Origin of the sequence: Acinetobacter sp. Tol 5 (assembly GCF_019702905.1) — a bacterium.
In the GTDB taxonomy this organism is placed as follows: domain Bacteria; phylum Pseudomonadota; class Gammaproteobacteria; order Pseudomonadales; family Moraxellaceae; genus Acinetobacter; species Acinetobacter bereziniae.
In genome coordinates this window covers 599,898-623,162 of sequence record NZ_AP024708.1, presented here as the reverse complement: position 1 = coordinate 623,162, position 23,265 = coordinate 599,898, and the positions used below count along the sequence as shown (strand labels likewise).

Genomic DNA, 23,265 nt, shown 5'->3' with positions numbered 1-23,265 from the left:
ACTTAAAAATTTATTTTCTATAAATATGAAATTGACCATTCTGTGACTTAATATCACATGAAATTTCATAAACAATATTATCTCTATTGTAAATTGTATTAGTTGAAAAACCTTCCTTAATGTTATTAATATCAAATTTAAAAAAACCTTCATTAACTTTAGTATTTTTAAAAATGTTTATAATTTTTTTTATTCTATCTTTATCTATTAATTGAATTGATGAACACGTTAAAAATTCATAATCTATCGATTTAACCTTGCCTGTTGATGGATTTGGATTAATTGTTAACATAGCTTCATTTTCAAGATCTATATAATTCGAGTTATCTTTATCTTTAAAACTATATCCCTTCAAAATTTCACTACTCAAGACATCTTTGCTTAATAAAACAGTGCCAAAATTTTCATAATTTAAAAATTCAAGATCCTTTAACTTCTCATATGGAATTTTATAGTAAGGCGAATTAAATTTCTCTGGTGTACAATCTGAATTAAAACATGGATCATTTATATTCTTTTTATTGACACTATGAGCCTCTAATTGAGTATCGCCTTTATTTTCAGAAGAACAAGACACACACAAAATAAAAAAAACTGTTAAGAAAATCTTTTTCATTTTAGACTCCTATCACTTCTCAAAATATCCCACTGAAATTTACTAAAATACTTTCTAGTAATTTTACTAACAATCTGTTTTGATTCTTTATAAAACCAAGTATAATCCATTAAGTTACCTGATTGTCCCTGATAAAATTCAAATTTATTGTTATTTTTTTCAAAAACATGTGGTAGTCCTAAACTATGCCCAATTTCATGTACCAATACGTCCATTCTAGTATGTGCTTGCTTAAATACAACTATAGCATTCCCCCATTTCATTTGCCTCCCTTCCATTCTTGATGGCGCATACCCATTAACGTTCCCAGCAGATATATTCGTATAAAAGATATAAGTCCTAGTATGTCCATCATCATTTATATTTAAATATTTTTGATCGTCTATTGGTCTATATTTGCCACCATATTTATCAAACAAATCAACAAATCTATTTGCTAAATAATCAATATCTAATTGTTTACTTGAATTTACTTCTGCCAAGAAACCTGCAACATCCTCATTATTCTTTGCTAGTTCTAATAAGTTAAATTTTGTTTCCAATCTTTTCTCTGCTCTTATCAAAGCCTGATTGTATGACTTAAACTTTAAATAATATTCATAATCATTTGGTTTATCTATCGAGTAATTATCGCTAATTACATCAATAAAATTTAATTCTAGTTTTAGAATATCATTATTTTTATATAACATTAACTTTCCTACTTTCTCTCTTACACCATTCTTTACCGCAAATACATTGATCTCTTCATGCTGATTTAAAGCTCCACCTTCACATTTTATATTTACTATCTTAGTATTTTCATAAAAAAATTCATTTTTATTATTTATTTTATCGATTTCTCTATTTTTTCTATTAGAAATTAACTGCTTAATATCAAATTTAGATGGATTCAATTTTATAAAATCACTTGTAGCTAATAATTCTATTGAGGTTCCATCATTAGTAAGAGGATCCCTTTCATCACTACTAAATTGAACAATTTCTAAATTTAAGTCTACTCCATTTTTATTAATTTCCTGCGACCCAGATGCACTTTGTTTACTCGTTGTTTTTGGAAAAATTGCTAACCATGCTGGTATATAATTATAACCATGTGGTCGTATTAGTGTCTTTTGCCCCTCCAAATAAATTGCAAGAAGTTCTGAAATATTTCCTTTGAATGTTTTTTTATAATGTATACCATCTACTTTTTTAAAATTATTAATATACTCATTTCTTAACCAGTCAAATCCATATCCACCATCAAAATCATTTTCATTATGCCTAAAATGCACCGTAAACTTCCTTAAACACGTTGCACACGAAGTACCCGCTGTCGGACTTGCGCCACCCACACCCATCTTACACCTCCCAATGCGTTATATTTTTTATAAAGACATTATGATCAAACTCATTTCCTAGCACATATGCGCTATAAGATTGAAGATCATTTGAATAATGATCTTGAAGAGAATCAAATACACCTTTTTCTCTTAAAAACTCAGCTTTTTCTGGATAAAGAATTGAAAATTTTTCTCGATGATCTATTTGAATAAGATTCTGTTTTAATTGAGCTATTGCTGTTAAAAAAAAGTTGAAATCTTGCCCTAAAACACGTTTCTTATAGTCTTCTAAAAGTTTATCGAAAGCCTCGACATAAGTGACTTGCTCCCCAATATCGTGAGGCTGCATTTCATTTTCTATCCAAGCAAATTGCGGATCAGTTGGATAATCCATTCCCAAATACACATGGCTTTTCACCATATATTTGAGTGTGTTGATTTGGTTGATTCCTTTTTCAAGATATTGATCAACTAGCGTCTGGATAGGTCCTAATAACTGATCGAATTGACCATTCAGCTTTAATACTGGATTTTCCTTAATAATTTCATAAACTAAGTCGTATAAAAACTCTTTGTTTTGTTCAACATCAAGTTCAAATAGTTTTTCTTGGCTCAATACAAACATCAAGCATGCTCCAATATCATTAATTGATTCGTGTACACATCCTGATAATTTCGAATTGCAATCACCCAACGCTCAATGCCTTGAAAAAATTCATCAAGCTGTTCATCTTGCAGTATTTTATGAATTTTCTTGATGATTCTTGGGTCAAACCATCTAAATAATTTTTGGGTTCCGTCAGGAAACTCAACCGTTAAATAACTTTTCATTTTCTTAACAAATTGAGTCAGATCTAATGAGCTCAATACAATATTGAGCGCCTGTTCGTCTTTCCACGTTTGATGAATAAAGTTAAATCTCTCATCATTGAAAAGATCTAAATCATGGATGAGTAAAAGAACAGGTGCGACTTCAAAAGGTGCATTCCCCTCTGTGGTACCTGAAAATAAGGAATAGAATTCTATCCTTGAGTCATTTTGAAACTCATGAATAAATGACAAGGCTTGATCTGAAACTTGTGCGGCATCCAAGATTAAATACATATTCAAGTCATGTTGATAATCTTCGATGCAGCGCTGTATCTGTTTAAATGGAATAATTTCTCTTTTCATTTTATTTATCTACAAATGCCATTCCAAACTTTGCGGCATTTAAAAGGCATGGCTTACAGATATTTTCATAGAAAGTAGGCAATGAATAATCTACTTTTGCTCCACCAATAAAACTGTGCTGTCCAGCCTTAACTTCAAACATAGCACCAGTCGTGACAAATACGCCTGAGCCATTAATTTTTAATTGTGAAGTGCCAGATGTAAGAATAATTTCTTTTAAGCTTTTAACTTCAATTACATCTTCAGTCGAAATGATTTGAATACCTTTACGAGCAATCAAATCCGCACCATCTCCTTGGGCTTGAATCTCCACTTTACCATTTCCAGCATAAAGCCTTGCACCTTCCTGTGCTGCAAACACACTGATCTTGTTTTGTGCATGCACCAAGAAATTCTTTTGTGTACTCAGATTGATGCTATCCCCTGCACTATGACTAATTTGTTTATCCGCAGAGATATGAATGTCTTCATTGCTCGACAAGCCAATTGAATTCGGCGAGGCTAAAACCATCAAGGCTTGTTTAAATGCATCGGCTTTATCTTTTTCACCTTTTTCTATTTGATTCAGGAATTGTTTTAACTCATTCAAGACTTCTAAAGGATCGGTCTGTTGGTTCTTAGCAACCTCACTTAAGGCTTTGGCATTGTTCAGGCTACTTTCTAGCTGACTTTTGGCTGCGGTTGTATCTAGATGATTACCTGATGCCCCATCTTGTGCATGGGTACTCAGCAGTAAGCCTTGACCTGCACGTACCGCACCCCATTGATCCGTTCTTAGCTCAAAGCCTTCTCCTCGCCCTTCACTACTATCTGTCTCTTTTGGATGACTGAGGTTGCCAAGGTTGAGTTGAGTTGCGCCATGACTGCTGTGTAACTGACTGCTGATCTGGTTGCTGGTATCGTCAAATCTCAGTTGGTTATAGCCGCTGCCCTGATATTCCTTACTTTTAATCCCTGCCAACTTCTTGGTATCGGGCAACTTGCCTTTGTCATCAAACTTGCTCGGGCTGCGTTGTGCTTCATGGATTCGACCTACTACAAATGGTCTGTCAATGTTGCCATCAAAGAAGTCGATAACAACAATCTCCCCAATCCTCGGTAGGAAGCGAGCTCCATAACCTTCACCTGCCCATGGCGTCAATACATCAACCCAAGCTGAGTCGGTATCATTGTCATTCGAGCCTGCACCACCATCATGGCTATGGTCTTCATTGCGGGTAAAGAGGAAGCGAACCTTGATACGTCCCCATTCATCTACATGGATTTCTTCTCCACTCGGACCAACCACTTTGGCGCGTTGTGGATACGCCACTGGACGGTGTTTGAGTGGGTTGTATTCTGGCGCTGTACTGATGTTTCTGCGTTGTAAGATCAGCTGATTGGCTTGGCGTTCTTCACTGTTGTTTGTGGGGATACTGTTGAGCTGCCAATGGCTTTGTTCAACTAAACGAGTGATTTGTTCGTTGAGGTCTTTGGGTAAATTATTTTGGTTATAAAAGGTTTTGGAGATGATCAAGAACTGCTGATCGGCAGAATCTTTTTGATCGATTTGAGGATGCCCTTTTAGCTCAAGGTAATAGCCGACTTGTGCATCTCGTACCGTCGATATTGCCGTGAATTGTTTGGCTTGGGCATCGTAGTAGTTGCTAAGGTTTTGGTTAAAGCGTTCGATCTGACTGTTGCCTGATGCCGTTGCACCATCTTCCCCATTCAGGTCAGGTACCCATGCAGGGCTAAAGTGCCATACTTGTTCTAAGCCTAGACTGGCGTTGTCGTACTGGTCACTGTGCTGATGTTTGCTTTGTACATTGCCAGCACCTTCTTCGGTTTCAAGAATATCGGCTTACCAACGGTGAATATGTACTGAAGTCGGTTGGAGTGAACGTATACCTGTAAATGATGTAATCGTGTCTTGCTGTTCTACCGCGGAGCTGCGGTGAAAGCGGATGCTTCTGCGTTCTAGCGCAGTGTATTGGCTGTTGTCATCAATTAAACGTAGTTTTTGGGCTTGGATCGGTGCTGAAATGTTGGCAACATTGAGTTCGGCTTCATCAATCAACCAGCTTAAATTTTCACTTCTCATCAAACGAGTAAGTAGATCGTGGTCGCTTTCGTTCATCTGTATAATCAATGGACGAACATCGTAGTCTTTGGTCAGCCCAGTTTTATCTAAACTCAGACTAGCAGCAAACAGCGGACTTCTTTTCTGCCATTCTTTATGAAGTATTTCAATGACTTGTATCACTGACTTATTCATAAACACTCTACTATTACGGCGTTTATGCCACAGTGACGTCGCATCTTCAAGTTTGAGCTTATAGACCGTCAGTGCACCATCACTTTGTCCCTGTGCAGCTTCGGTAATGATGCCTGTGGTACGGAACAGTTGTCCGCGGTCGGTGACTTGGTCGATTGCAGCTTGGCAACCGATAAACTGTTTGAGTGGAATATTTGCAGATGTTGCAAGACAGATCAGTTCCACAGACACGCCTTGATTGATGGCATGTTGTCCATCAATGCGTTGTAAGAACACTTGGGCAGTCAAATCAGGATTGCTAAACTGAATGTGCAAAGCTCTTTTTTGAGCGGTTAATCCTAACTGATCCAATACTTTATAAATACTATTTACTAAGCTATTCATTTTAATAATTTATTCATTTTTAGTTGAGCTTATTATAAATCAAAATCATTTTTTTTCTATTCAAAGAAACAATTTCATACACTAAAGTCCTTAAATTCAAATACATTTTTTTATTATTTGTTGAAAAGTTAAATAAAAATAAAGAAACTAAATCTCATTATTATTTTGATATTTTAAGTTTTAATTTGAATGGTGATGTTATAAACATTGAGAAATAAGTTAAAAAAAATGATAGGAATTGATATGATTTGAAGGATGGAAAGTTGAGCTACCATAGGCTAATGCTTAGCGCTAATCATTGTTAATTCTTCTCTAACTAGAAAGTCATATTTATTTTATGTCTTTCTTCTTCAAGCTACACTATCAATAGAATTTTTGAGATAAAATAATTGCTATAGTTCATTCTATTAGGCATTTTCCTATGAACGATATAAAAACTCCCAAAAAACCGTTATGGAAATCGAAAGCTGTTATTTTTGCTACGATTTTTAGTTGTCTTTTCCTATTGTTTTTCTATATGGCTGTAAGTAATGAACCTGATTACATGCCGAGTCAACAAAACAAAGTAAGCTCTCATACAACAGCACACACAGAATCTGAACACTCAAACCATGATAGGCAAATGTCTGATCAACAAATGAAAAATATGCCTCATAATGATAGCCATACAGAATCTTCTCGTTAAGTAATCAATGATGACTAATTTACGTAATGCCCTTGTTGTAGAAGGGGGCGGTATGCGTGGCGCTTTTACCTGTGGCGTACTCGATGCTTTTCTACAACAAAACTTCAATCCATTTGATCTATTTGTGGGTGTTTCATCAGGTTCAACCAATCTTGCTAATTATCTTGCCAAGCAACACGGTCGCAATATTGAACTATACCTCGACCATTCACTGCGTCCTGAATTTATCCGCTATGGTCGTTTTTTTAAAGGCGGTGATTTATTAGATATGCAGTGGATGTGGGATACTGTTGAAAAGGAAAACCCTTTAGATCAAAACACGCTATTTGCACAAAATCCTGATTTTTACATGGTCTTGACTCATGCTCGATCTGGTCATGCCGAATATTTACGTGCAGGGAAAGACAATATTATTGACGGGTTACGTGCCTCAAGCTCTATTCCCTATCTTACAAGGAAAGCTGTTGATATTTTTGATGAGCCTTATTTTGATGGTGGTGTCGCAGATGCTCTTCCAGTGCAATGGGCAGCTCAGCAAAGTAATATTAAAAACTTATTGGTTATACGTACTCGAACCCAAAGCTATTTCAAAGCCAGTAGCAAAGCAGACCAATTTTTTGCCAAATATTTAATGAATCAATATGCTGGATTTTCAGATAGTCTTAAGCAACGTTGCCAACGTTATAACGCAACTATCGATTTTATGCGTCAAAATAATCAGCAAGGTATTTTAGAAGTTTGTCCACCTGACGATAAAATGTTAGCTGGTCGTTTATGCAAGGATAAACGAAAATTGCAATATACCTATGAAGTTGGCTTGGATTGTGGTCGCAAAGCCATCGAAGATTGGGAAAGATTTTCCAAACAAGCATAAAGTCTTTTTAGTTTAGTTTGTCTTCAACAAGTATGTTGTGTCATACCCTTCACGAGGAAATGCATCTTTGGTGATACTTTCTATCTCAATGATTTGACCTTTTCTTAAAGTCACTGGAAGTGGATGTTCAATTTTTGTTTTCATGGTTTGATTGACGAATGTTTGACATCCACTATCCGCTCTTCCATGCTTTTCTGCTTTAAGCACTTTTATGTTGATGAATAATTGACTTTTAACAAGCTTATCTTGGTATTGATTGTTGATGTTATCTATTGTTGGGGCTTTCACATCTAAGACTTTAGCACTCAATAAGCAGTGGTTGACATAAGATGCCCAAGTAAAATTAGGAACAGTCACAGTCAACATCAATCCCAAAATATGAATCAAACACTTCATCTAATGGTCCTTTTTCCAAAACTTCCATGACTTTTCAGGGCAAGTATAAAGTTTGTCAGAAACTGAGATTTGAGCATTGGTTTTGAGATCAAATACTTGAAATTGGCATTGGTTATTTTGATATTGACCTAAAATTTCGTAATCATGCCCAGCCTGAGGTCTAAAAGAAGCAACAGCATCCACACATTGATCAATCACTTGTGCTTTCGTCCGAGATGAATCAGTCGCTCCAAATACAAAACCATATAAATTCACAGGTTGATCTGCATTTAAAATAAACTCTTTATAGGAAATCAGTTGGTAGGTTCGCATCGCATTGCTTTCAGCTTCTTTCTGCATTGCACTACGTGGCATCCCTTCTTCGATATTAAAGGCGATTCTCGCATACGCTTTGAGCGCAGATAATGCACCATTTCCACTTAAGTAATCCCGTATCCCAGCTTTTCTTCCTGCACAATCAAATGAATGTTGAATTAAAGTTTTTGTCGCACCCTTTCGATAGACTCGAATCCGCGACTGTGTCGCTGGGTCATAAATTTTTGGCTTTGTTTCCACCTGCACCTCATAAGGTAATGGTGCTGATTGCTGTGTTTCGGCATGTGTAAATACACTGAATTGAAATACGACTCCAAATAAAAATAAAACCTGAAGTCGTACCATGCCATGCTTATATAATCTGTTCATTTTATTTTTAAAATACTAAGTATGTCTTGAAAAGACTTTACACGATGATCTGCTTGTGTCGATATTACTTTTTGTTCTGGGTCAAATAAAATGGTCTGCATACCGACAGATTTTGCCCCCACAATATCAACAACTTCATTATCACCCACGAAAATACATTGCTCAGGCATAAGTTCAAGTTGGTGACACGCCAACAGGAAAATTTGGGGATCAGGCTTTCTTAACCCAACGGCTTCTGAAACGATAATGCTAGAGAAAAGCTTCTCTAATCCTAATGCCTGAAAATTACGCTCTTGAAATGGGCTCCGACCATTGGAAATGAGCCCAAGCGAAAAATTAGTCTTAACCAATTGATCAAGTACCGAATCAACACTTTGAAAAGCCACACAAAACTTGTTGAAATCTTGAATATAACTCGCAAGCAAATCTTGTGTTGTATATTTGGAAATCTGAAACTCTTGAATGAGTTGTGCATAAACTTTGTCTTTCCACACAGCACCATTCGCATCGAGAGCAATAAAACGTTGAATAAAGTTTTGCTGTTGTGACAGTGGAACAAGGCTTAATGTATTGAGTTGCCAATTTAAAAATTGCACAAGTGAGGAAGTTCGATCTAAAAGTGTTTGATCTAAATCAAATAATACAGCTTGTATCATTTTATCGTCTACTCAATAATCAAAATATTCCATTCAAAAAATATCTAAGGTTTATGCCTGATTCAATCAGTTTATCCATTAAATCCTTGTAATGTCTCTAAGGTGATACCTGCTCCACCACAGACTATAACCAAAACCTGATCAGATAATTTAAACTGAATTTTTTGATCATAAAGTACAGATAGTGTTGCGCCACATGCGGGTTCAACCAAAAGACGATGATCATCAACAAACTTTAGACATGCATTGACAGCCTCTTGATCTGAAACAATTCGACTGTGTACATCAAATTGTTGACTCAGTTCAAATGCATTTTGACAGACTTTTTTTGCAGCCAAAGTGGTCGCTATACCGCTTACACAATCCAACTCAACATGCTGCTTAGCCATCATTGATGCATTTAAAGATGCCGTGCCCTGTGTTTCAACGGCATAAACTGGAACATGCCCTAGCCCATGTTTATTTAAACCTGCAACCACACCGGAAAGTAGGCTTCCACCACCAACTGATAAAACGACGGCATCAGGTATAACCCCCTCAGCAATCACTTCATCAATCATTGGGATTATACCTTCCCATAACAGTGGGTCATCAAAAGGGGGAATAAAAACATCGTTTTGTGTTAATAAAGACTGTGCTAATGCATTCGCTTCACCCCATGAAGCACCATGTACAAACACTTCAGCGCCTTGTTGAGCAATTAACTCTCGAGCGCGTTGTGCTGTAGTCTCAGGAACAACGACTGTTACAGGAACACCGAGTTGTCGTCCTGTATAAGCAACAGCTAAACCAGCATTTCCCCCTGAAGAACTGACAAATCGCTGAGCGCCTTGCTCAAAATATTTTTGACATGCATAACTAATACTTCGCTGTTTAAAAGAAGCAGCAGGTTGTAAAGCCTCCATTTTTAGCCATACCTGACATTGATTGATTTGACTTAAAACGAGTGACTGTATTAACGGGGTTTTTATACTGAGCATTGATGATGATATTCTCTTGCTTGATTTCAACTATTTTTTAAATTTTGGTACATATCGATATGTGGGATTCCACAATCCAAATATGCTTCACCTTGTAATTGAAAACCCAAGTTCTCATAAAATTTTGTCGCATAGGCTTGCGCAGATAGTTTAAGTACGGTTCTACCTTCCTGTTTTGCAACATCAATAATATATTGCATAAGCAGCTTACCGATCCCTGCACCACGGTATGTTTTTAATACCGCAACGCGCCCAATACTGTCATTTTGTAATAACCGCGCAGTTGCAATGGGTTGATTCTGCTCATACATGACAAAATGCAATGAAACAGCATCTTGATCATCCCATTCTTCCGCTTCACTGATATTTTGTTCTTCAATAAAAACCTTTCTACGAATCAATTCTGCATCGTATTGAAGTTGGCTCCAAGGTCCTGATTGAATTTCAAATCGGCTCATTTGTTAAATCCTAATACCCAATAAATTGATCATTGATTGTTTCAAATTATGCTACTGTATGCTGACAATGCATTCATTATCACTTACTTAACCAAACTTGTAGAATAATTATGTTTCTAAATCAAAAATTTAAAGTATTTCTTTATAGCGCAATTTTACTCTCCACTCAAAGTATTTACGCTAAAGCATCCGAACTAGATCGTGTCAAAGTGATCACACAAAGTATGATCGGATTATTTTCTCAAGAAGATCACCAAGACCAACTCAATATAAAAATGGCTGCGGCAATGGCAGGTATTTCAGAAGCTGAAGCAAAAAAGAACAGTGATGAAAGTGCTGAAAAGCAATTAACGGCATCTCAACAAATGAAGGAGATTCTTAAAGAACAGTTCAATGCTGATGACTTTAAAATTGTTGCACCTGCATTTGAACGTCACTTAAAAGCGCAAGGCTCTGCATATAAAAGCTGTCAACAAAGCGGCAAGATCATTGAAAATAATGACAATTTTCAAGTTCCATTAAGCTGTAAAGTTCCGGTCATTAATTTTGATAATATTCAAATGCCTGTACGAGACAGTAAAGACAGTGAAGTAAAATCCGTTGCGAAAGGTACAGACTTTTTAACTGATCTCATCAATAAAGCACCACGTGAAGTATTCGCAACCAGTATCTTGATTCATAAGATAGACGGACAATTGATTCCAGAAATGGATAATCCACAATATTTCCCTGATACTGTTGCTCAAAAAACAGCAGGTGAAACAGAAGCTGAACTCAATAAAACCAACCAAGAATAGCATGTAAACTTTGACCTGATCTTGGTATTTCCTTGTACCTAAATATCAGGTCACTATGGGTTAAGCGTATAAACTTACGCCTAGCCCATACAAAGTATCAGGTGTTTCAATTTGTACAAAATCAATCCACTTCTCAGCTATGCTCTAATCAGCACTTTTCTCCAATATCTTGTTGATCCCATTGATTATTCAGCAACAATTCCAAGGATTGCTTGTGAATGCCATACATAGTTTTCAAGGCTTGAATCTGTGCCAGAACGGCAGGGTCTGGTTCAACAAAATCTTTACGTTTCGTTGCCAAAATCATTTTATTTTTACTGGTATGTTCCAAAGCAACAAACTCAAAAACTTTGGTTTCATAGCCATAGGCTTTGAGTAATAAAGCACGAATCGTATCTGTTAACATCTCTGCCTGTTGTCCAGCGTGAATACCAAACTGCAACATCGGTTGTAAAACTTGTGGGCTTTTCAACTGTGGTCGTAATTCTTTATGGCAGCATGGCGCGCACATGATCATTTGTGCATTTAAACGAATCCCCGTATGAATCGCAAAGTCCGTTGCAACATCACAGGCATGTAGGGCAATCATCACATCCAGATGTGAAGGATGATAGGTTCTTACGTCCCCTTGGAAAAAGTCCAATTGCTCAAAACCTGAGGCTTTTGCCACGTCTTGGCAGAACTTCACCATTTTATCATTCAGCTCTACCCCCGTCACATCAGCAGTTTGATGATGTTTAGTCAAATAATCATACAAAGCAAAGGTCAAATACCCCTTGCCTGAACCAAAATCTACCACCTTTAATGGCTGTTCTTGAGATTGTGTCTGGTCGCGTAGTTCTTGTGGTAGTATCTGGGTCAATGCCCCTGAGAAAATTTCAATAAATTTATTAATCTGCTTCCATTTACGTGCCATGCTTGGAATCACTTGTGCATTGGCATCGGTAATTCCAAGCGGTTGTAGGAAATAACTCTGTTGATCGACAAAACGCTGTTTACTACGGTCGTGTGCTTGCTGTTCAGTTTTAGGGGATTTGCCCGCTTTGTTTTTGCTTACTGTGAGTAAGGCTTTCTTCTTATTCTTTTTAAGCTGTATCTCTGCTTCATCGGTAAATAAATTGGCTTGTTTACACTGTTCTGCCAACTGCTGAATCGTGCTTAAAGCATCGGATAAAGGATAGTTTTTTGTAATATCATTGGTTTTATAACGATATAAACAACTCAAAACAGACTCTTGTTGTAATTGGATGACTCGAAAGGTCATTTTCTCCAAATCAGTCAATTCACCTTTATACTGACTTAAAATTAAACGATCTAAATTTTGATTATCAATAGCTTGCTGTACGCTATCAAAAAACTGTTGTTCTTGCACAGATAAACTCGCGACATCAGACATGATCAAAACTCGTATTAATTAAGTTACCTATTTTAAAACGTCTTACTTTAAAGGTAAAACTGCATTACTATACAAGTGTATTTTTAAGGTCATAAAATCTAATGTCGAATGATCAAATGATTCATACTTATGCCGCACACGAAGAACGCATCAATGCTTTGAGTCATGCATTTGGTGCAATTTTGGCTGCAATTGCGACTGTATTTATGCTGATTAAGGGACATGATCTACACGGATGGCAATTTTTTGGGTTGGTTGTTTATGGATTGAGTATGATTCTATTATTCTCAAGTTCAGCAATTTACCACTTTGCTGTCGATGAAAAAAAGCGACATTGGTATAAAAAACTTGACCATACGGCGATTTATTATTTAATCGCAGGAACATATACACCATTTTTGGCGATTGCAATTCCAACAGCTAAAGCTCATTACTTACTGATTGCACTTTGGGTGATCGCTGCTATTGGAACACTATTCAAGCTAATATTCATCCATCGTTTTGAAAAGATTTCCTTGGCTGCCTATTTAATTATGGGATGGCTTGCTGTGCTCGTTATGGATGATATGCAACAGTTTTTGCGACCAGAAGCATTAAAATTATTGGTCATTGGCGGTTTAGCATATACAATAGGCGCATTGTTTTATGCCTTAAAAAGCGTAAGATACACACATGCTATTTGGCATATCTTTGTTCTGATCGGTGCAGGATCACATTTCCTTGCAATCTATCTTTACGTCATTTAATTCATAGACACTCAAAACTCAGTGACCCTGATGGAGTGGATTTGAGTTGATCTCGTTGTTTTTTTAAGAAATTACGCCTTTTTTAAAAAGATTACGCTTTAAAGACTCGTTTTACTTTTAAAAGTGTAAGGTTCACCATGGCGTCATCAACTATTGCTACTCCAGAAATTCAAACAAATTCAAAAACTCGCGTTCTTTTCGCAAGTCTTGTCGGTACAACAATCGAGTTCTTCGATTTTTATATCTATGCCACTGCCGCAGTCCTGATTTTTCCACACTTGTTCTTTCCAGCAAGTACAGATCCGATGACGGCAACCATTCAATCACTCGCGACATTTGCTATTGCATTTATTGCACGTCCAATTGGTGCTGCTGTGTTTGGTCACTTAGGTGATCGTATTGGTCGTAAAGCAACACTAGTCGCAGCCTTGTTGACTATGGGTATTTCAACAGTGTGTATTGGTCTGCTTCCAACTTATGCTCAAATTGGTATTGCTGCTCCACTGTTACTTGCTCTCTGTCGTTTAGGTCAAGGTTTAGGTTTGGGTGGTGAATGGTCAGGTGCAGTATTACTTGCTACTGAAAATGCGCCTGAAGGCAAACGTGCTTGGTATGGGATGTTCCCACAGCTAGGTGCACCGATTGGTTTTATTCTTGCAACAGGTTCTTTTCTTGGTCTTGGCGCATTGATGTCTGAAGCAGACTTTATGCAATGGGGCTGGCGTATTCCATTTCTTGCAAGTGCTGCATTGGTGATTGTCGGTTTATATATTCGTTTAAAACTGCATGAAACTCCTGCTTTCCAAAAAGTATTGAACAAGCAAAAAGAAGTAAACGTACCGTTTAAAGAAGTTGTGACCAAACATTATAAAATGTTATTCCTTGGCACAATTGCGGCGGTTTGTACTTTCGTTGTGTTCTATCTGACCACTGTATTTGCGCTCAACTGGGGAACCAAACAACTGGGTTACTCTCGTGCACAATTCTTAGAAATGCAACTTGTTGCGACCCTTTGTTTTGCTGCCTTTATTCCACTGTCGGCTGTATTTGCTGAGAAATTTGGACGTAGAGCAACCTCAATCGGGGTATGTGTTGCCTCAGCACTGTTTGGTTTAGTGTTTGCAAGTATGCTTGAGTCAGGTAGTACAGTGATTGTGTTCTTGTTCTTATGTGTAGGTTTAGCACTAATGGGCATGACATATGGACCGATTGGGACTGTTTTATCTGAAATCTTTCCGATTTCTGTTCGTTATACAGGGTCAGCATTAACCTTTAACTTGGCGGGTATTCTAGGTGCATCATTTGCTCCTTTAATCGCAACAGAGCTTGCGACCAAGTACGGTTTACAAGCTGTTGGTTACTACTTAACAGCTGCATCTATTCTTTCGCTTTTGGCATTCTTGGCAATTCGTGAAACTAAAAATGATGATGTAAACAACCAAGTTTAATCGCGCGATAAGATCAAAGAAGCCTGCAATTTTGCAGGCTTTTTCATTGATTTTTTGAGCTTAGTCAAATTTAATTTAACCTGAGTTCGATAAAAATTCTTGATGAAAGGTGATACAGTCAAACTGCCTGATTATTCATATAAGTGATTTGGATGATTCATTTATTTTGTACTTTTTGAATCATTGATGTTGTTGCTATCGTGAGGCGACATGGATGTCGCCATGTTGAGCGGGGGTAAAGGATGTACCCCTCGCTCAACGAAAGATTTTTGTCACTTTTCATTTCTGAAAAAGTGAGGCATCGCTTACGCAAAAGAATTTAAACTTTAGCACTAAAGCGTGGCAGTGCAAGCTTTAGATCATCAAACAATCTATTGATCGCCTTCATTTTATTGATCAAGAGAAATGAAACTATATTGATGGTGGCGCTTACGGAGCTTCGCTCCTCATGCCAAAACAAGTATGGCGAACCCTTGCAGAGCTCCGCTCCTCATCCTAAAATCGGATGAAAATCCAGAAAAAATCTACATAGATTTATTATCTTTCAATGAGTTGAAGATTTAATTGCATCGAATTCACGTTAATTTAATGTGGCTAAAAATCTGGCTTAGAGACGATTTCCACAAGCTGATTGGTAAACGGCTGCATAAATGATAAATAACTTGCGTGTAGCGCCATACGAGTTAAATCAGTATTGAAGGGTTCAGGATGATACAGCTTATCTCGAATAATCGGATGTCCGATATATTGCATATGTACGCGTAATTGATGTGAGCGTCCTGTAATCGGAGTGAGTAATACTCGGCTGATATCCTTTTCAGCATCATAGCTTACTGATTCAAACAAAGTTTGTGCAGGTTTTCCCAATTCAAAATGCACAATCTGACGGGGACGATTCTCCCAATCAGTAATGAGTGGCACATCAACTTGACCATTACTATTGATTTCCCCTTGAACCAAAGCAATATAATTCTTTTTAACTGTTCTTGCTTGAAACATTTTACTGGCTGCCACTTCAGCATCACGATGCTTAGCGAAAAGCAAAATGCCTGAAGTTGCCATATCCAGACGATGCGTGATTTTGGCATTTGGATATAGTGCTAATATTCGAAAGTAAGCACTGTCATGATGTTCAGCTAAACGTCCGGGAACAGATAATAAACCTGCAGGTTTATGAATAGCGACAAAATCATCATCTTCAAAAATAATTTCGAGTGGGTCTAAAGGTGGCTGATAAACAAAGCCATCATCAATGGGCATGTGGATTGTGTATTGATAAGAATTGCCGAAAAATAGCAACAGACTGAAAAGCTGTCAAGGGAACAACAAAGAGATTACTTTGCAAAAATAAAACTCCAATATCCAACGATATTGAAGTTTTATATCAAACCAACATCATTCAACCTAAAACAGCTCAAGCCTGAATATTTAAAACCAGCTGTCGTTTTTTCACCTGTTGCCCAACCTGCCCCACGACCTCTTCAACCACACCATCCACATCAGATTTAATCTGCTGTTGTATTTTCATTGCTTCTAAAATCAATAAAGTCTGCCCTTTAGAAACAGTATCTCCAGGATTGACAAGAATATTGATGATTGCACCATCCATTGGAGCACGGATTTTACCATCCCCAACAATATCTGTACTTTCTGGTGGTGCATAAGTAACATTTTCAACCGCAATATTGCCATTTACGGCATCTAAATATAATCGATTTCCATCTAAGACATAGTCGACTAAACGACGTACCGAATGTGTTTCATAAATCAGTTGTTGTGCATTTTGCTCAATCAAGTGGATGTCAAAGGTCTGTCCACAAATTTCAACACCCACTAAGTTTTGATCACGTTTTACCAGTACCTCTATGTGCTGATCGTCATGTTTCAATTTCAACGGTAAAGATAAAGCAATCCCTGTATTCCAACTGCTTTGAGTGGAAGCATTGGTGAATAGTGCTGCTGCGACAGCCAAATGCTCTAAAGCTAATGTTTGCGGATGTAGACTTGGATCCGTTTGAAAATGCTCTTGAATAAACGCCGTGTTGGTATCACCTTTGACAATGATCGGATGTCTAAGCAAATTTACCAAAAACTGTTTATTGCTGTTTACTCCCAAAAGAACACAGTCATCTACAGCACGCGCCAATAGCCGAATAGCATCTTGTCTGGTTTTACCATAGGCAATGACTTTCGCCACCATTGGATCATAAAAAGGACTAATTTCATCCTGCTCAAGCAAACCATGATCAATGCGTACATGAGGCAGCTCCGCAGCTTGCCAACGGTATATTCGCCCCGTTTGAGGTAAAAAATCCTGACGAGGATCTTCTGCATATAAACGAACTTCGATTGCATGTCCTGTTAAGCTCAACTCAGATTGCTGAAGTGGTAGGATTTCTCCATTGGCAACACGGAGTTGCCATTCCACGAGATCTAGTCCAGTAATCAACTCAGTTACAGGATGCTCAACTTGCAAACGTGTATTCATTTCCAAGAAGTAAAATTCACCCGATTGATCCAATAAAAATTCGACTGTTCCCGCGCCGACATAATTACAAGATTTTGCTGCGGCTACAGCAGCCTCCCCCATTTGTTGGCGTAAGCTTTCAGTCATGACTGGACAAGGTGCTTCCTCAACCACCTTTTGATGACGGCGTTGAATCGAACAATCACGTTCAAACAGATAGACATAATTGCCATGTGTATCGCCAAAAACCTGAATTTCAACATGACGAGGGGCAATCACCGCTTTTTCAAGAATGAGCTCACCTGAACCAAATGCATTTTCAGCTTCAGAACGTGCTGTTTTTAAGGCTTCGACAATATCGGCTGATTGTTGAACCAGACGCATGCCTCTCCCACCGCCCCCTGCGGATGCTTTGACCATCAATGGATAGCCAATTTGATTGGCTTGTTGTTCTAAGTAGTCTATATCTTGCTGATCACCTCCATAGCCAGGCACACAAGGCACACCTGCCTGAATCATGGCAATCTTTGAAAGTCGTTTACTTCCCATCAATTCAATCGCGGAAGCAGGCGGTCCGATAAAAGTAATCTTATTTTCAGCACACGCTGCGGCAAAGTCAGTATTTTCAGAAAGAAAACCATAACCGGGATGTACGGCATCTGCTCCTGTTTTTTGACATGCTTCGATAATATTATCTATAGAAAGATAGGATGCTGAAACCTTTGACGCACCGATATAGACAGCTTCATCTGCAAGCTGTACATGCCGTGCATGACGATCTGCATCTGAATACACAGCGACTGTTTGATAGCCCATTGCTTTTGCTGTTTTCATTACGCGAACAGCAATTTCACCACGATTCGCCACCAATATTTTTGAAAATGCCATTCTCGTTTTTCCTGTTTTTTATATTCTATTGCGTTGATTATCTGTATGTTAGGGTCTGTTGACAATTCGTCTATGTTTGCGACTACGTGTGTTTTTTAGGCGATTCTAGGCACGAAATACGAAATTTAGTCATTCTAAATAAGTAGTTCGTAACAACGAATCGGCAAAAAACACACTAGTCCCGAAGGGTTGTGGCTAAAATTATCTCAGACTATGTTATGAAACTTGAAAATAAACTCGTTATTCTCTTCGTTTCATGCCTTGCCTGCTCAATTTTAACCTACAACGCAAGCCATTTATGAAATGTCAACAGCCCCTAATGATAAGTCGCCCACTTAAAATCTATCCTAATGTCTTGGCTATCTATCAAACCAATTCGGTTCTCGTTTTTGTATAAATGCCATAGTCCCTTCCATGCCTTCCTCTCCACCGACAGCCTGCGCAAATTGCTGTGCAGCATCATCCAAAAGTGCCGTTAAAGGCTCATTTAAGGTTCGATGCAATAATGCTTTGGTCATACGAGAGGCTTGTGGCGCAGTCCGTTTAATTTGCTGAATAGTTTCAACCAATAACACTTCCAATGCTTTTTCATTCTCGACGACTTCATGTACCACACCAACTTTCAAGGCGGTATGACCTTCAAAACGTGATCCCAACAGCGCCAAACGACGTGCTTGTGTTAAGCCAATTCGCTTGACTACAAAAGGTGCGATCTGCGCAGGAATCACCCCTAAACCAGTTTCAGGTAAACCAAATTTGGCATCCGCAAGGCTGATTGCAATATCTGAAACGCAAGCCAAACCAAAACCACCACCCAACACTGCGCCTTCTAATACAGCAACTACGGTTTGTGGAGCTTGATCAACTTGTTGAATCATATGTCCAAATTGACGATTAAAATCGACATAGGGTTGATGAGAGCCTAGATTCATTGCCTCGCCACGCAGTTGTGCCATATCTTTAATGTCACCACCTGCACAAAAATACCCACCTTTACCACGTAAAATGACCGCACGAATTGATAAATCTTGTTCGATGACTTGGAATACTTGTTGAATCGCTTTGACCATATTCAAACTCATCGCATTACGACTGTCAGATCGATTAAGCCATAAAGTTAAAATACTGCCCTCTTGCTCAAGTTCTATACTTGAATCAAATACCTGCGCTACTAGAGATGCTGAAAGTGTCATATCGATATTCTCCCTATTTATTTACGCTTAGACGGTAAAATATCCATCAGTTTACAAATAATACCGAGCATGATTTCATCAGCGCCTCCACCAATTGAGCCTAAACGCCCATCTCGATACAGTTGAGAAGCAGGGTTATCCCACATGAAGCCATTGCCACCCCAAAACTGTAAACAACTGTCAGCCACTTCACGGGTTAAACGCCCTGCTTTGAGTTTTGCCATAGACGCTATTTCAGTCGCATTACCACCATCAATATGAATTTCACATGCACGATAGGTTAAAGCACGTAAAGCCTCGACTTCTGTCATTAACTCTGCAAAACGAAAGTGTACATATTGGTTGTTGATCAAAGGTTGTCCAAATGTGCTACGTTCTTTGGTGTATTGAATGGTTTGCTGAATGACATTCTCTAAACCACCAATGGCATTGGCAGCCGCCCACATACGCTCTTCTTGAAATTGCATCATCTGCATCATAAAGCCCATGCCTTCAGCACCCACCAAGTAACGCTGTGGTACACGAACATTGTCAAAATAGACTTCTGCGGTGGTGGTTGAGCGCATGCCTAGCTTATTTAAAGGTTCTGAGAATGAGATGCCTGCGGATTTTGCAGGAACAATAATCATTGATTTGTTGACATGCGGTTTGTCATCAGAGGTGTTGGCAAGTAAGCAAAAGAAATCTGCTTGTAATGAGTTCGTAATCCACATTTTACTGCCATTGATGACATAATCATCACCGTCTTTTCTAGCAGTGGTTTTAATTGCCGCAACATCTGAACCCGCATGAACTTCTGATACTGCTATAGAGGCAACATAATCACCTGCGATTGCAGGAGTTAAAAATTCATCTCGTAATTCTTTGCTTCCAAAACGTGCCAAAGCAGGGGTTGCCATATCTGTTTGCACACCTATCGCCAAAGGTACGCCACCACAAGCTGCACGCCCAAGTTCTTCAGCCACCACAAGGTTATATGAATAATCTAAGCCCAACCCTCCATTTTCTTCAGGTTTACAAATTCCCAATAACCCTAAGTCAGACAGCTTTTTAAAAACATCATGAATTGGAAAACGCCCTTCGACCTCCCATGTCGGAATATATGGATTGAGTTCGGTCTCAACAAACTGGCGTGTGGTACGGCGTAATGCTTCATGTTCTGGTGTAAATTTCATTGTTTTTCCTTAATCTAATTTCTCCAACCTTTCTTTGATCAGGTGGGACATTCTTCCTTTTTAAAGGTGAGATATGTTGAGTTCCACAATGGGGAATTTTTAAAGCCTTGACACTCCAAATCGTATTGGATTCAATTTTCGATGTTCAGCTTCGTAAATAGTTTCAAGCAAAAAAATCAATACTTTGCGTGTGTCTCTTGGATCAATAATTCCATCATCATGAAGCATTGCGGTATTGAATAAGGCGGTAGACTGTTGTTCTAATTTTGCGGCTGTACTTTGTTCCAAAAAGTCTAACATCTGTTCATTCGGCTCCATGCCTGAAGCTTTCTGTTTACCTTCAGCCACAATCCGTAGCACCTTACCTGCTTGAGCAGAACCCATGACTGCCACATGTGAGTTGGGCCATGCAAAGATAAATTGTGGTGACAGTGGACGACCACACATGGCGTAATTTCCTGCGCCATATGACCCCGCAACAACAATTGAGATTTTTGGGACCGTCGTATTTGCTACTGCTTGGATCAACTTCGAACCATGTTTGATGATGCCGTTTTGTTCTGCATCTGTTCCAACCATAAAACCTGTGGTGTTATGTAAAAACAGTAAAGGACGCTTGGTTTGCTCGCAGAGATGAATGAATTGAGCGGCTTTGGTTGCCCCTTGAGGAGTAATCGGTCCATTATTGGTAATAATACCAATGTGTAATCCACCAATTTTTGCCCAACCGCACACGGTCAATGCATCATATTCTTGCTTCACTTCGAAGAAATCAGAATCATCGACAATCCGTGCAATCACTTCCTTCATATCAAAAGGTTGTTTGGGATTTGCAGGAATAATGCCGAGCAATTCCTCAGCAGGGTAACGTGGCTCTTGATAATTTAAATTGAGTTTTTGCGTTTGCTCTTTCCAATTGAGATGTTCAAATACATCACGTGCAATACGAATTCCATCAGCGTCATTTTCAGCCAAGAATTCAGCCGTTCCAGCAACCTGTGCATGCATTTCCGCACCACCGAGTTCTTCAGCAGTTGCAACCTCACCTGTAGCGGCCAAAAGCAAAGGAGGACCTGCAAGCAACATCTCGGTTTGTTTGCGCACAGCAATCACATAATCAGATAAGCCCGGTTGATATGCCCCACCCGCTGTTGCATTACCATGTACTACAGAAACTTGGGGTAGACCTGCCGCAGAAAGTCTGGCTTGATTGGCAAAGGTCATTCCACCATAGGTAAATACTTCAGCCGCGTAGTTGAGATTTGCACCGCCACTTTCGGTCAGGGTCAGCATCGGTAATTTTTGTTCGAAAGCAATCGCTTGTAGGCGTAAGGTTTTTTGAACTCCCATCGGAGACATCGTCCCACCTTTGATCGCACTATTACTTGCAGAAATCAGACAGCGAACACCACTGACAAATCCAATCCCTGAAATAATGCCCCCTCCTGCATCAGATCCATCTTTATCATCATGCATGCCGTAGCCGACTAAACCACACAACTCAACAAAAGGGGAATCCGCATCTAAGGCTAGACGAACACGCTCATGTGGTAAAATTTTGCCTTTTTTATCAAATTTAGCTTTGGCAGCATAAGACTTTTCAATGTTCTTATTTTGAACTGCACGCACTTCAGCAATTTGATTCAATAATGCTTGTTTATTCTGTTCAAATTGCTCACTGCCGACTGCAATTTCGGATTGGAGAACAGTCATGTATTTTCTCCTATTGTTGAGTTATTTGATGAATTGCCTAATTGTTCTTTGAGTACATCTGGAATAAAAGCACGATGGAAGCCATTGAATGATTCGCTATTCACAGCATCCGCCAATGGATACATACGCGTCCCTAAAGAAGCTGCTCCATCGATACGGAGTGTAACTCCAGAAATAAAACCTGCCGCTTCTGAGAGCAAATAACAGATTGCTGAAGAAATTTCGGACTCTGTTCCCATACGTTTGAGTGGCACATTACCTGCCAAGCTTGGAATGATAAATTTGGCAAAATCACCTGAATAATTATCCATTCCCGATGAGATAATCCATCCTGGTGCGACACAGTTCACCCGAACACCTGAACGTCCCCATTCTACAGCCGCTGTTTTGGTCAAATTATCCACACCAGAACGGGCTGCACCTGAGTGTCCCATCCCTGGCATGCCTCCCCACATATCGGCTGCCATATTGACAATACTGCCACCATGTTTTGCCATCCACTGGTTATATGCTTCTTTCATTAAGTAGAAAGTGGCATGCAAGTTATTGCGTACCACGGCATCAAATCCATTGGCTGAAATACCTTCTAAGTTTGAAGGGAATTGCCCACCTGCGTTATTCACCAGACCATCAAGTTTGCCAAATTTTTCAATCACTTCAGCAATCATGTCTTTGACTTGTTGTTCTTCACGGTTATCGCAAACGATCTGATGTACTTTCCCACCATCTTCAATGATTTCTTGACTTACTTTATTGAGCTTTTCAATTTTCCGCCCAGTAATAACAACTTGAGCACCTAAAGATGCCAACTCATGCGCAGTACAGCGACCAATACCAGAGCCACCACCTGTCACAATAATGACTTTATCTTGAAAAGCATCCGATCTAAATATTGAGTGATAATGCATTGTTTTATTTCCAATTTGTTTTCTTTTAGATTGCTTATTTCCTTAG

General features: G+C 38.7%; 21 protein-coding genes and 1 pseudogene. 5 read left to right on the top strand and 17 right to left on the bottom strand.

Annotated features, from left to right (window positions below; all coding sequences use genetic code 11):
* Positions 1-10: 10 nt before the first annotated feature.
* From TOL5_RS02960 to TOL5_RS02940, 5 genes and pseudogenes are all read right to left on the bottom strand, one after another.
* Positions 11-616 carry a transporter gene (locus tag TOL5_RS02960; RefSeq protein WP_221260658.1) on the bottom strand — a complete coding sequence of 202 codons (606 nt, stop codon included), beginning with the start codon at positions 614-616 and terminating at the stop codon, positions 11-13.
* Positions 613-1,959, bottom strand: coding sequence for a M66 family metalloprotease (locus TOL5_RS02955; RefSeq protein WP_121775798.1), 1,347 nt, complete (start codon positions 1,957-1,959; stop codon positions 613-615). The genes TOL5_RS02960 and TOL5_RS02955 overlap by 4 nt, the downstream gene beginning before the upstream one ends.
* A gap of 1 nt (position 1,960) precedes the next feature.
* A complete protein-coding gene (locus tag TOL5_RS02950) occupies positions 1,961-2,566 on the bottom strand; it encodes a hypothetical protein (protein ID WP_199935093.1) in 606 nt (201 codons plus the stop codon).
* On the bottom strand, positions 2,566-3,114 hold the full coding sequence (locus TOL5_RS02945; RefSeq protein ID WP_121775800.1) for a DUF4123 domain-containing protein: 549 nt from the start codon (positions 3,112-3,114) through the stop codon (positions 2,566-2,568). Before TOL5_RS02945 ends, TOL5_RS02950 begins: the two co-directional genes overlap by 1 nt.
* Before the next feature lies 1 nt (position 3,115).
* Positions 3,116-5,755: pseudogene (locus TOL5_RS02940) on the bottom strand (type VI secretion system Vgr family protein).
* A gap of 421 nt (positions 5,756-6,176) precedes the next feature.
* Between TOL5_RS02940 and TOL5_RS02935 the strand changes: the two are divergent.
* Together TOL5_RS02935 and TOL5_RS02930 are read left to right on the top strand one after the other, a co-directional pair.
* Entirely contained in the window at positions 6,177-6,440 is a 264-nt protein-coding gene (locus TOL5_RS02935) for a hypothetical protein (RefSeq protein ID WP_100885986.1), read from the top strand.
* A 7-nt stretch (positions 6,441-6,447) separates the two neighbouring features.
* Positions 6,448-7,314, top strand: a complete 867-nt coding sequence (locus TOL5_RS02930) for a patatin-like phospholipase family protein (protein ID WP_100885987.1) — start codon at positions 6,448-6,450, stop codon at positions 7,312-7,314.
* Positions 7,315-7,326: 12 nt separating this feature from the next.
* Here the strand turns inward: TOL5_RS02930 and TOL5_RS02925 are convergent, their stop codons facing one another.
* From TOL5_RS02925 to TOL5_RS02905, 5 genes are all read right to left on the bottom strand, one after another.
* On the bottom strand, positions 7,327-7,710 hold the full coding sequence (locus TOL5_RS02925; protein ID WP_058968519.1) for a hypothetical protein: 384 nt from the start codon (positions 7,708-7,710) through the stop codon (positions 7,327-7,329).
* A complete protein-coding gene (locus tag TOL5_RS02920) occupies positions 7,711-8,394 on the bottom strand; it encodes a hypothetical protein (RefSeq protein WP_058968521.1) in 684 nt (227 codons plus the stop codon).
* Entirely contained in the window at positions 8,391-9,050 is a 660-nt protein-coding gene (locus TOL5_RS02915) for an HAD family hydrolase (protein WP_121773928.1), read from the bottom strand. Before TOL5_RS02915 ends, TOL5_RS02920 begins: the two co-directional genes overlap by 4 nt.
* Before the next feature lie 71 nt (positions 9,051-9,121).
* Positions 9,122-10,030 carry a pyridoxal-phosphate dependent enzyme gene (locus TOL5_RS02910; protein WP_121773927.1) on the bottom strand — a complete coding sequence of 303 codons (909 nt, stop codon included), beginning with the start codon at positions 10,028-10,030 and terminating at the stop codon, positions 9,122-9,124.
* A gap of 26 nt (positions 10,031-10,056) precedes the next feature.
* Complete coding sequence (locus TOL5_RS02905; RefSeq protein ID WP_121773926.1) at positions 10,057-10,488, bottom strand: GNAT family N-acetyltransferase; 432 nt, start codon at positions 10,486-10,488, stop codon at positions 10,057-10,059.
* A gap of 110 nt (positions 10,489-10,598) precedes the next feature.
* Between TOL5_RS02905 and TOL5_RS02900 the strand changes: the two genes are divergently transcribed.
* The gene (locus TOL5_RS02900; protein WP_121773925.1) at positions 10,599-11,285 is read left to right on the top strand and encodes a hypothetical protein; all 687 of its coding nucleotides are present in this window, start codon (positions 10,599-10,601) and stop codon (positions 11,283-11,285) included.
* A 148-nt stretch (positions 11,286-11,433) separates the two neighbouring features.
* Here TOL5_RS02900 and TOL5_RS02895 read toward each other — a convergent pair whose 3' ends face one another.
* A complete protein-coding gene (locus TOL5_RS02895) occupies positions 11,434-12,681 on the bottom strand; it encodes a class I SAM-dependent methyltransferase (RefSeq protein WP_100885989.1) in 1,248 nt (415 codons plus the stop codon).
* A gap of 101 nt (positions 12,682-12,782) precedes the next feature.
* On the opposite strand from TOL5_RS02895, the gene trhA reads away from it, so the two are divergent.
* Positions 12,783-13,427: a PAQR family membrane homeostasis protein TrhA gene (trhA, locus tag TOL5_RS02890; RefSeq protein WP_005031225.1), complete on the top strand. Its 645-nt coding sequence runs from the start codon at positions 12,783-12,785 to the stop codon at positions 13,425-13,427.
* Positions 13,428-13,564: 137 nt separating this feature from the next.
* Positions 13,565-14,875, top strand: coding sequence for an MFS transporter (locus TOL5_RS02885; protein WP_004830329.1), 1,311 nt, complete (start codon positions 13,565-13,567; stop codon positions 14,873-14,875).
* 594 nt (positions 14,876-15,469) lie between these two features.
* On the opposite strand, the gene TOL5_RS02880 is transcribed toward TOL5_RS02885, so the two are convergent.
* The 6 genes from TOL5_RS02880 to TOL5_RS02855 all read right to left on the bottom strand — a co-directional run bounded on the left by TOL5_RS02880 (position 15,470) and on the right by TOL5_RS02855 (position 23,219).
* Complete coding sequence (locus TOL5_RS02880; protein WP_042089008.1) at positions 15,470-16,135, bottom strand: RluA family pseudouridine synthase; 666 nt, start codon at positions 16,133-16,135, stop codon at positions 15,470-15,472.
* Positions 16,136-16,289: 154 nt separating this feature from the next.
* Positions 16,290-18,230 (bottom strand): acetyl/propionyl/methylcrotonyl-CoA carboxylase subunit alpha, encoded by a 1,941-nt coding sequence (locus TOL5_RS02875; protein ID WP_121773929.1) that lies wholly within the window; start codon positions 18,228-18,230, stop codon positions 16,290-16,292.
* A gap of 359 nt (positions 18,231-18,589) precedes the next feature.
* Positions 18,590-19,423, bottom strand: coding sequence for an enoyl-CoA hydratase/isomerase family protein (locus TOL5_RS02870; protein ID WP_221260657.1), 834 nt, complete (start codon positions 19,421-19,423; stop codon positions 18,590-18,592).
* A gap of 17 nt (positions 19,424-19,440) precedes the next feature.
* Complete coding sequence (locus TOL5_RS02865; protein ID WP_004830333.1) at positions 19,441-20,598, bottom strand: acyl-CoA dehydrogenase family protein; 1,158 nt, start codon at positions 20,596-20,598, stop codon at positions 19,441-19,443.
* Between the two features lie 99 nt (positions 20,599-20,697).
* Positions 20,698-22,311 carry an acyl-CoA carboxylase subunit beta gene (locus TOL5_RS02860; RefSeq protein ID WP_004830334.1) on the bottom strand — a complete coding sequence of 538 codons (1,614 nt, stop codon included), beginning with the start codon at positions 22,309-22,311 and terminating at the stop codon, positions 20,698-20,700.
* Entirely contained in the window at positions 22,308-23,219 is a 912-nt protein-coding gene (locus TOL5_RS02855) for an SDR family oxidoreductase (RefSeq protein ID WP_005031233.1), read from the bottom strand. The genes TOL5_RS02860 and TOL5_RS02855 overlap by 4 nt, the downstream gene beginning before the upstream one ends.
* Positions 23,220-23,265 lie beyond the last annotated feature (46 nt).

Excerpts from the sequence above, each read along its gene's own strand:
- TOL5_RS02960 (WP_221260658.1), bottom strand. The coding sequence starts at position 616 with ATGAAAAAGATTTTCTTAACAGTTTTTTTTATTTTGTGTGTGTCTTGT.
- TOL5_RS02955 (WP_121775798.1), bottom strand. The coding sequence starts at position 1,959 with ATGGGTGTGGGTGGCGCAAGTCCGACAGCGGGTACTTCGTGTGCAACG.
- TOL5_RS02950 (WP_199935093.1), bottom strand. The coding sequence starts at position 2,566 with ATGTTTGTATTGAGCCAAGAAAAACTATTTGAACTTGATGTTGAACAA.
- TOL5_RS02945 (WP_121775800.1), bottom strand. The coding sequence starts at position 3,114 with ATGAAAAGAGAAATTATTCCATTTAAACAGATACAGCGCTGCATCGAA.
- TOL5_RS02935 (WP_100885986.1), top strand. The coding sequence starts at position 6,177 with ATGAACGATATAAAAACTCCCAAAAAACCGTTATGGAAATCGAAAGCT.
- TOL5_RS02930 (WP_100885987.1), top strand. The coding sequence starts at position 6,448 with ATGATGACTAATTTACGTAATGCCCTTGTTGTAGAAGGGGGCGGTATG.
- TOL5_RS02925 (WP_058968519.1), bottom strand. The coding sequence starts at position 7,710 with ATGAAGTGTTTGATTCATATTTTGGGATTGATGTTGACTGTGACTGTT.
- TOL5_RS02920 (WP_058968521.1), bottom strand. The coding sequence starts at position 8,394 with ATGAACAGATTATATAAGCATGGCATGGTACGACTTCAGGTTTTATTT.
- TOL5_RS02915 (WP_121773928.1), bottom strand. The coding sequence starts at position 9,050 with ATGATACAAGCTGTATTATTTGATTTAGATCAAACACTTTTAGATCGA.
- TOL5_RS02910 (WP_121773927.1), bottom strand. The coding sequence starts at position 10,030 with ATGCTCAGTATAAAAACCCCGTTAATACAGTCACTCGTTTTAAGTCAA.
- TOL5_RS02905 (WP_121773926.1), bottom strand. The coding sequence starts at position 10,488 with ATGAGCCGATTTGAAATTCAATCAGGACCTTGGAGCCAACTTCAATAC.
- TOL5_RS02900 (WP_121773925.1), top strand. The coding sequence starts at position 10,599 with ATGTTTCTAAATCAAAAATTTAAAGTATTTCTTTATAGCGCAATTTTA.
- TOL5_RS02895 (WP_100885989.1), bottom strand. The coding sequence starts at position 12,681 with ATGTCTGATGTCGCGAGTTTATCTGTGCAAGAACAACAGTTTTTTGAT.
- trhA (WP_005031225.1), top strand. The coding sequence starts at position 12,783 with ATGTCGAATGATCAAATGATTCATACTTATGCCGCACACGAAGAACGC.
- TOL5_RS02885 (WP_004830329.1), top strand. The coding sequence starts at position 13,565 with ATGGCGTCATCAACTATTGCTACTCCAGAAATTCAAACAAATTCAAAA.
- TOL5_RS02880 (WP_042089008.1), bottom strand. The coding sequence starts at position 16,135 with ATGCCCATTGATGATGGCTTTGTTTATCAGCCACCTTTAGACCCACTC.
- TOL5_RS02875 (WP_121773929.1), bottom strand. The coding sequence starts at position 18,230 with ATGGCATTTTCAAAAATATTGGTGGCGAATCGTGGTGAAATTGCTGTT.
- TOL5_RS02870 (WP_221260657.1), bottom strand. The coding sequence starts at position 19,423 with ATGACACTTTCAGCATCTCTAGTAGCGCAGGTATTTGATTCAAGTATA.
- TOL5_RS02865 (WP_004830333.1), bottom strand. The coding sequence starts at position 20,598 with ATGAAATTTACACCAGAACATGAAGCATTACGCCGTACCACACGCCAG.
- TOL5_RS02860 (WP_004830334.1), bottom strand. The coding sequence starts at position 22,311 with ATGACTGTTCTCCAATCCGAAATTGCAGTCGGCAGTGAGCAATTTGAA.
- TOL5_RS02855 (WP_005031233.1), bottom strand. The coding sequence starts at position 23,219 with ATGCATTATCACTCAATATTTAGATCGGATGCTTTTCAAGATAAAGTC.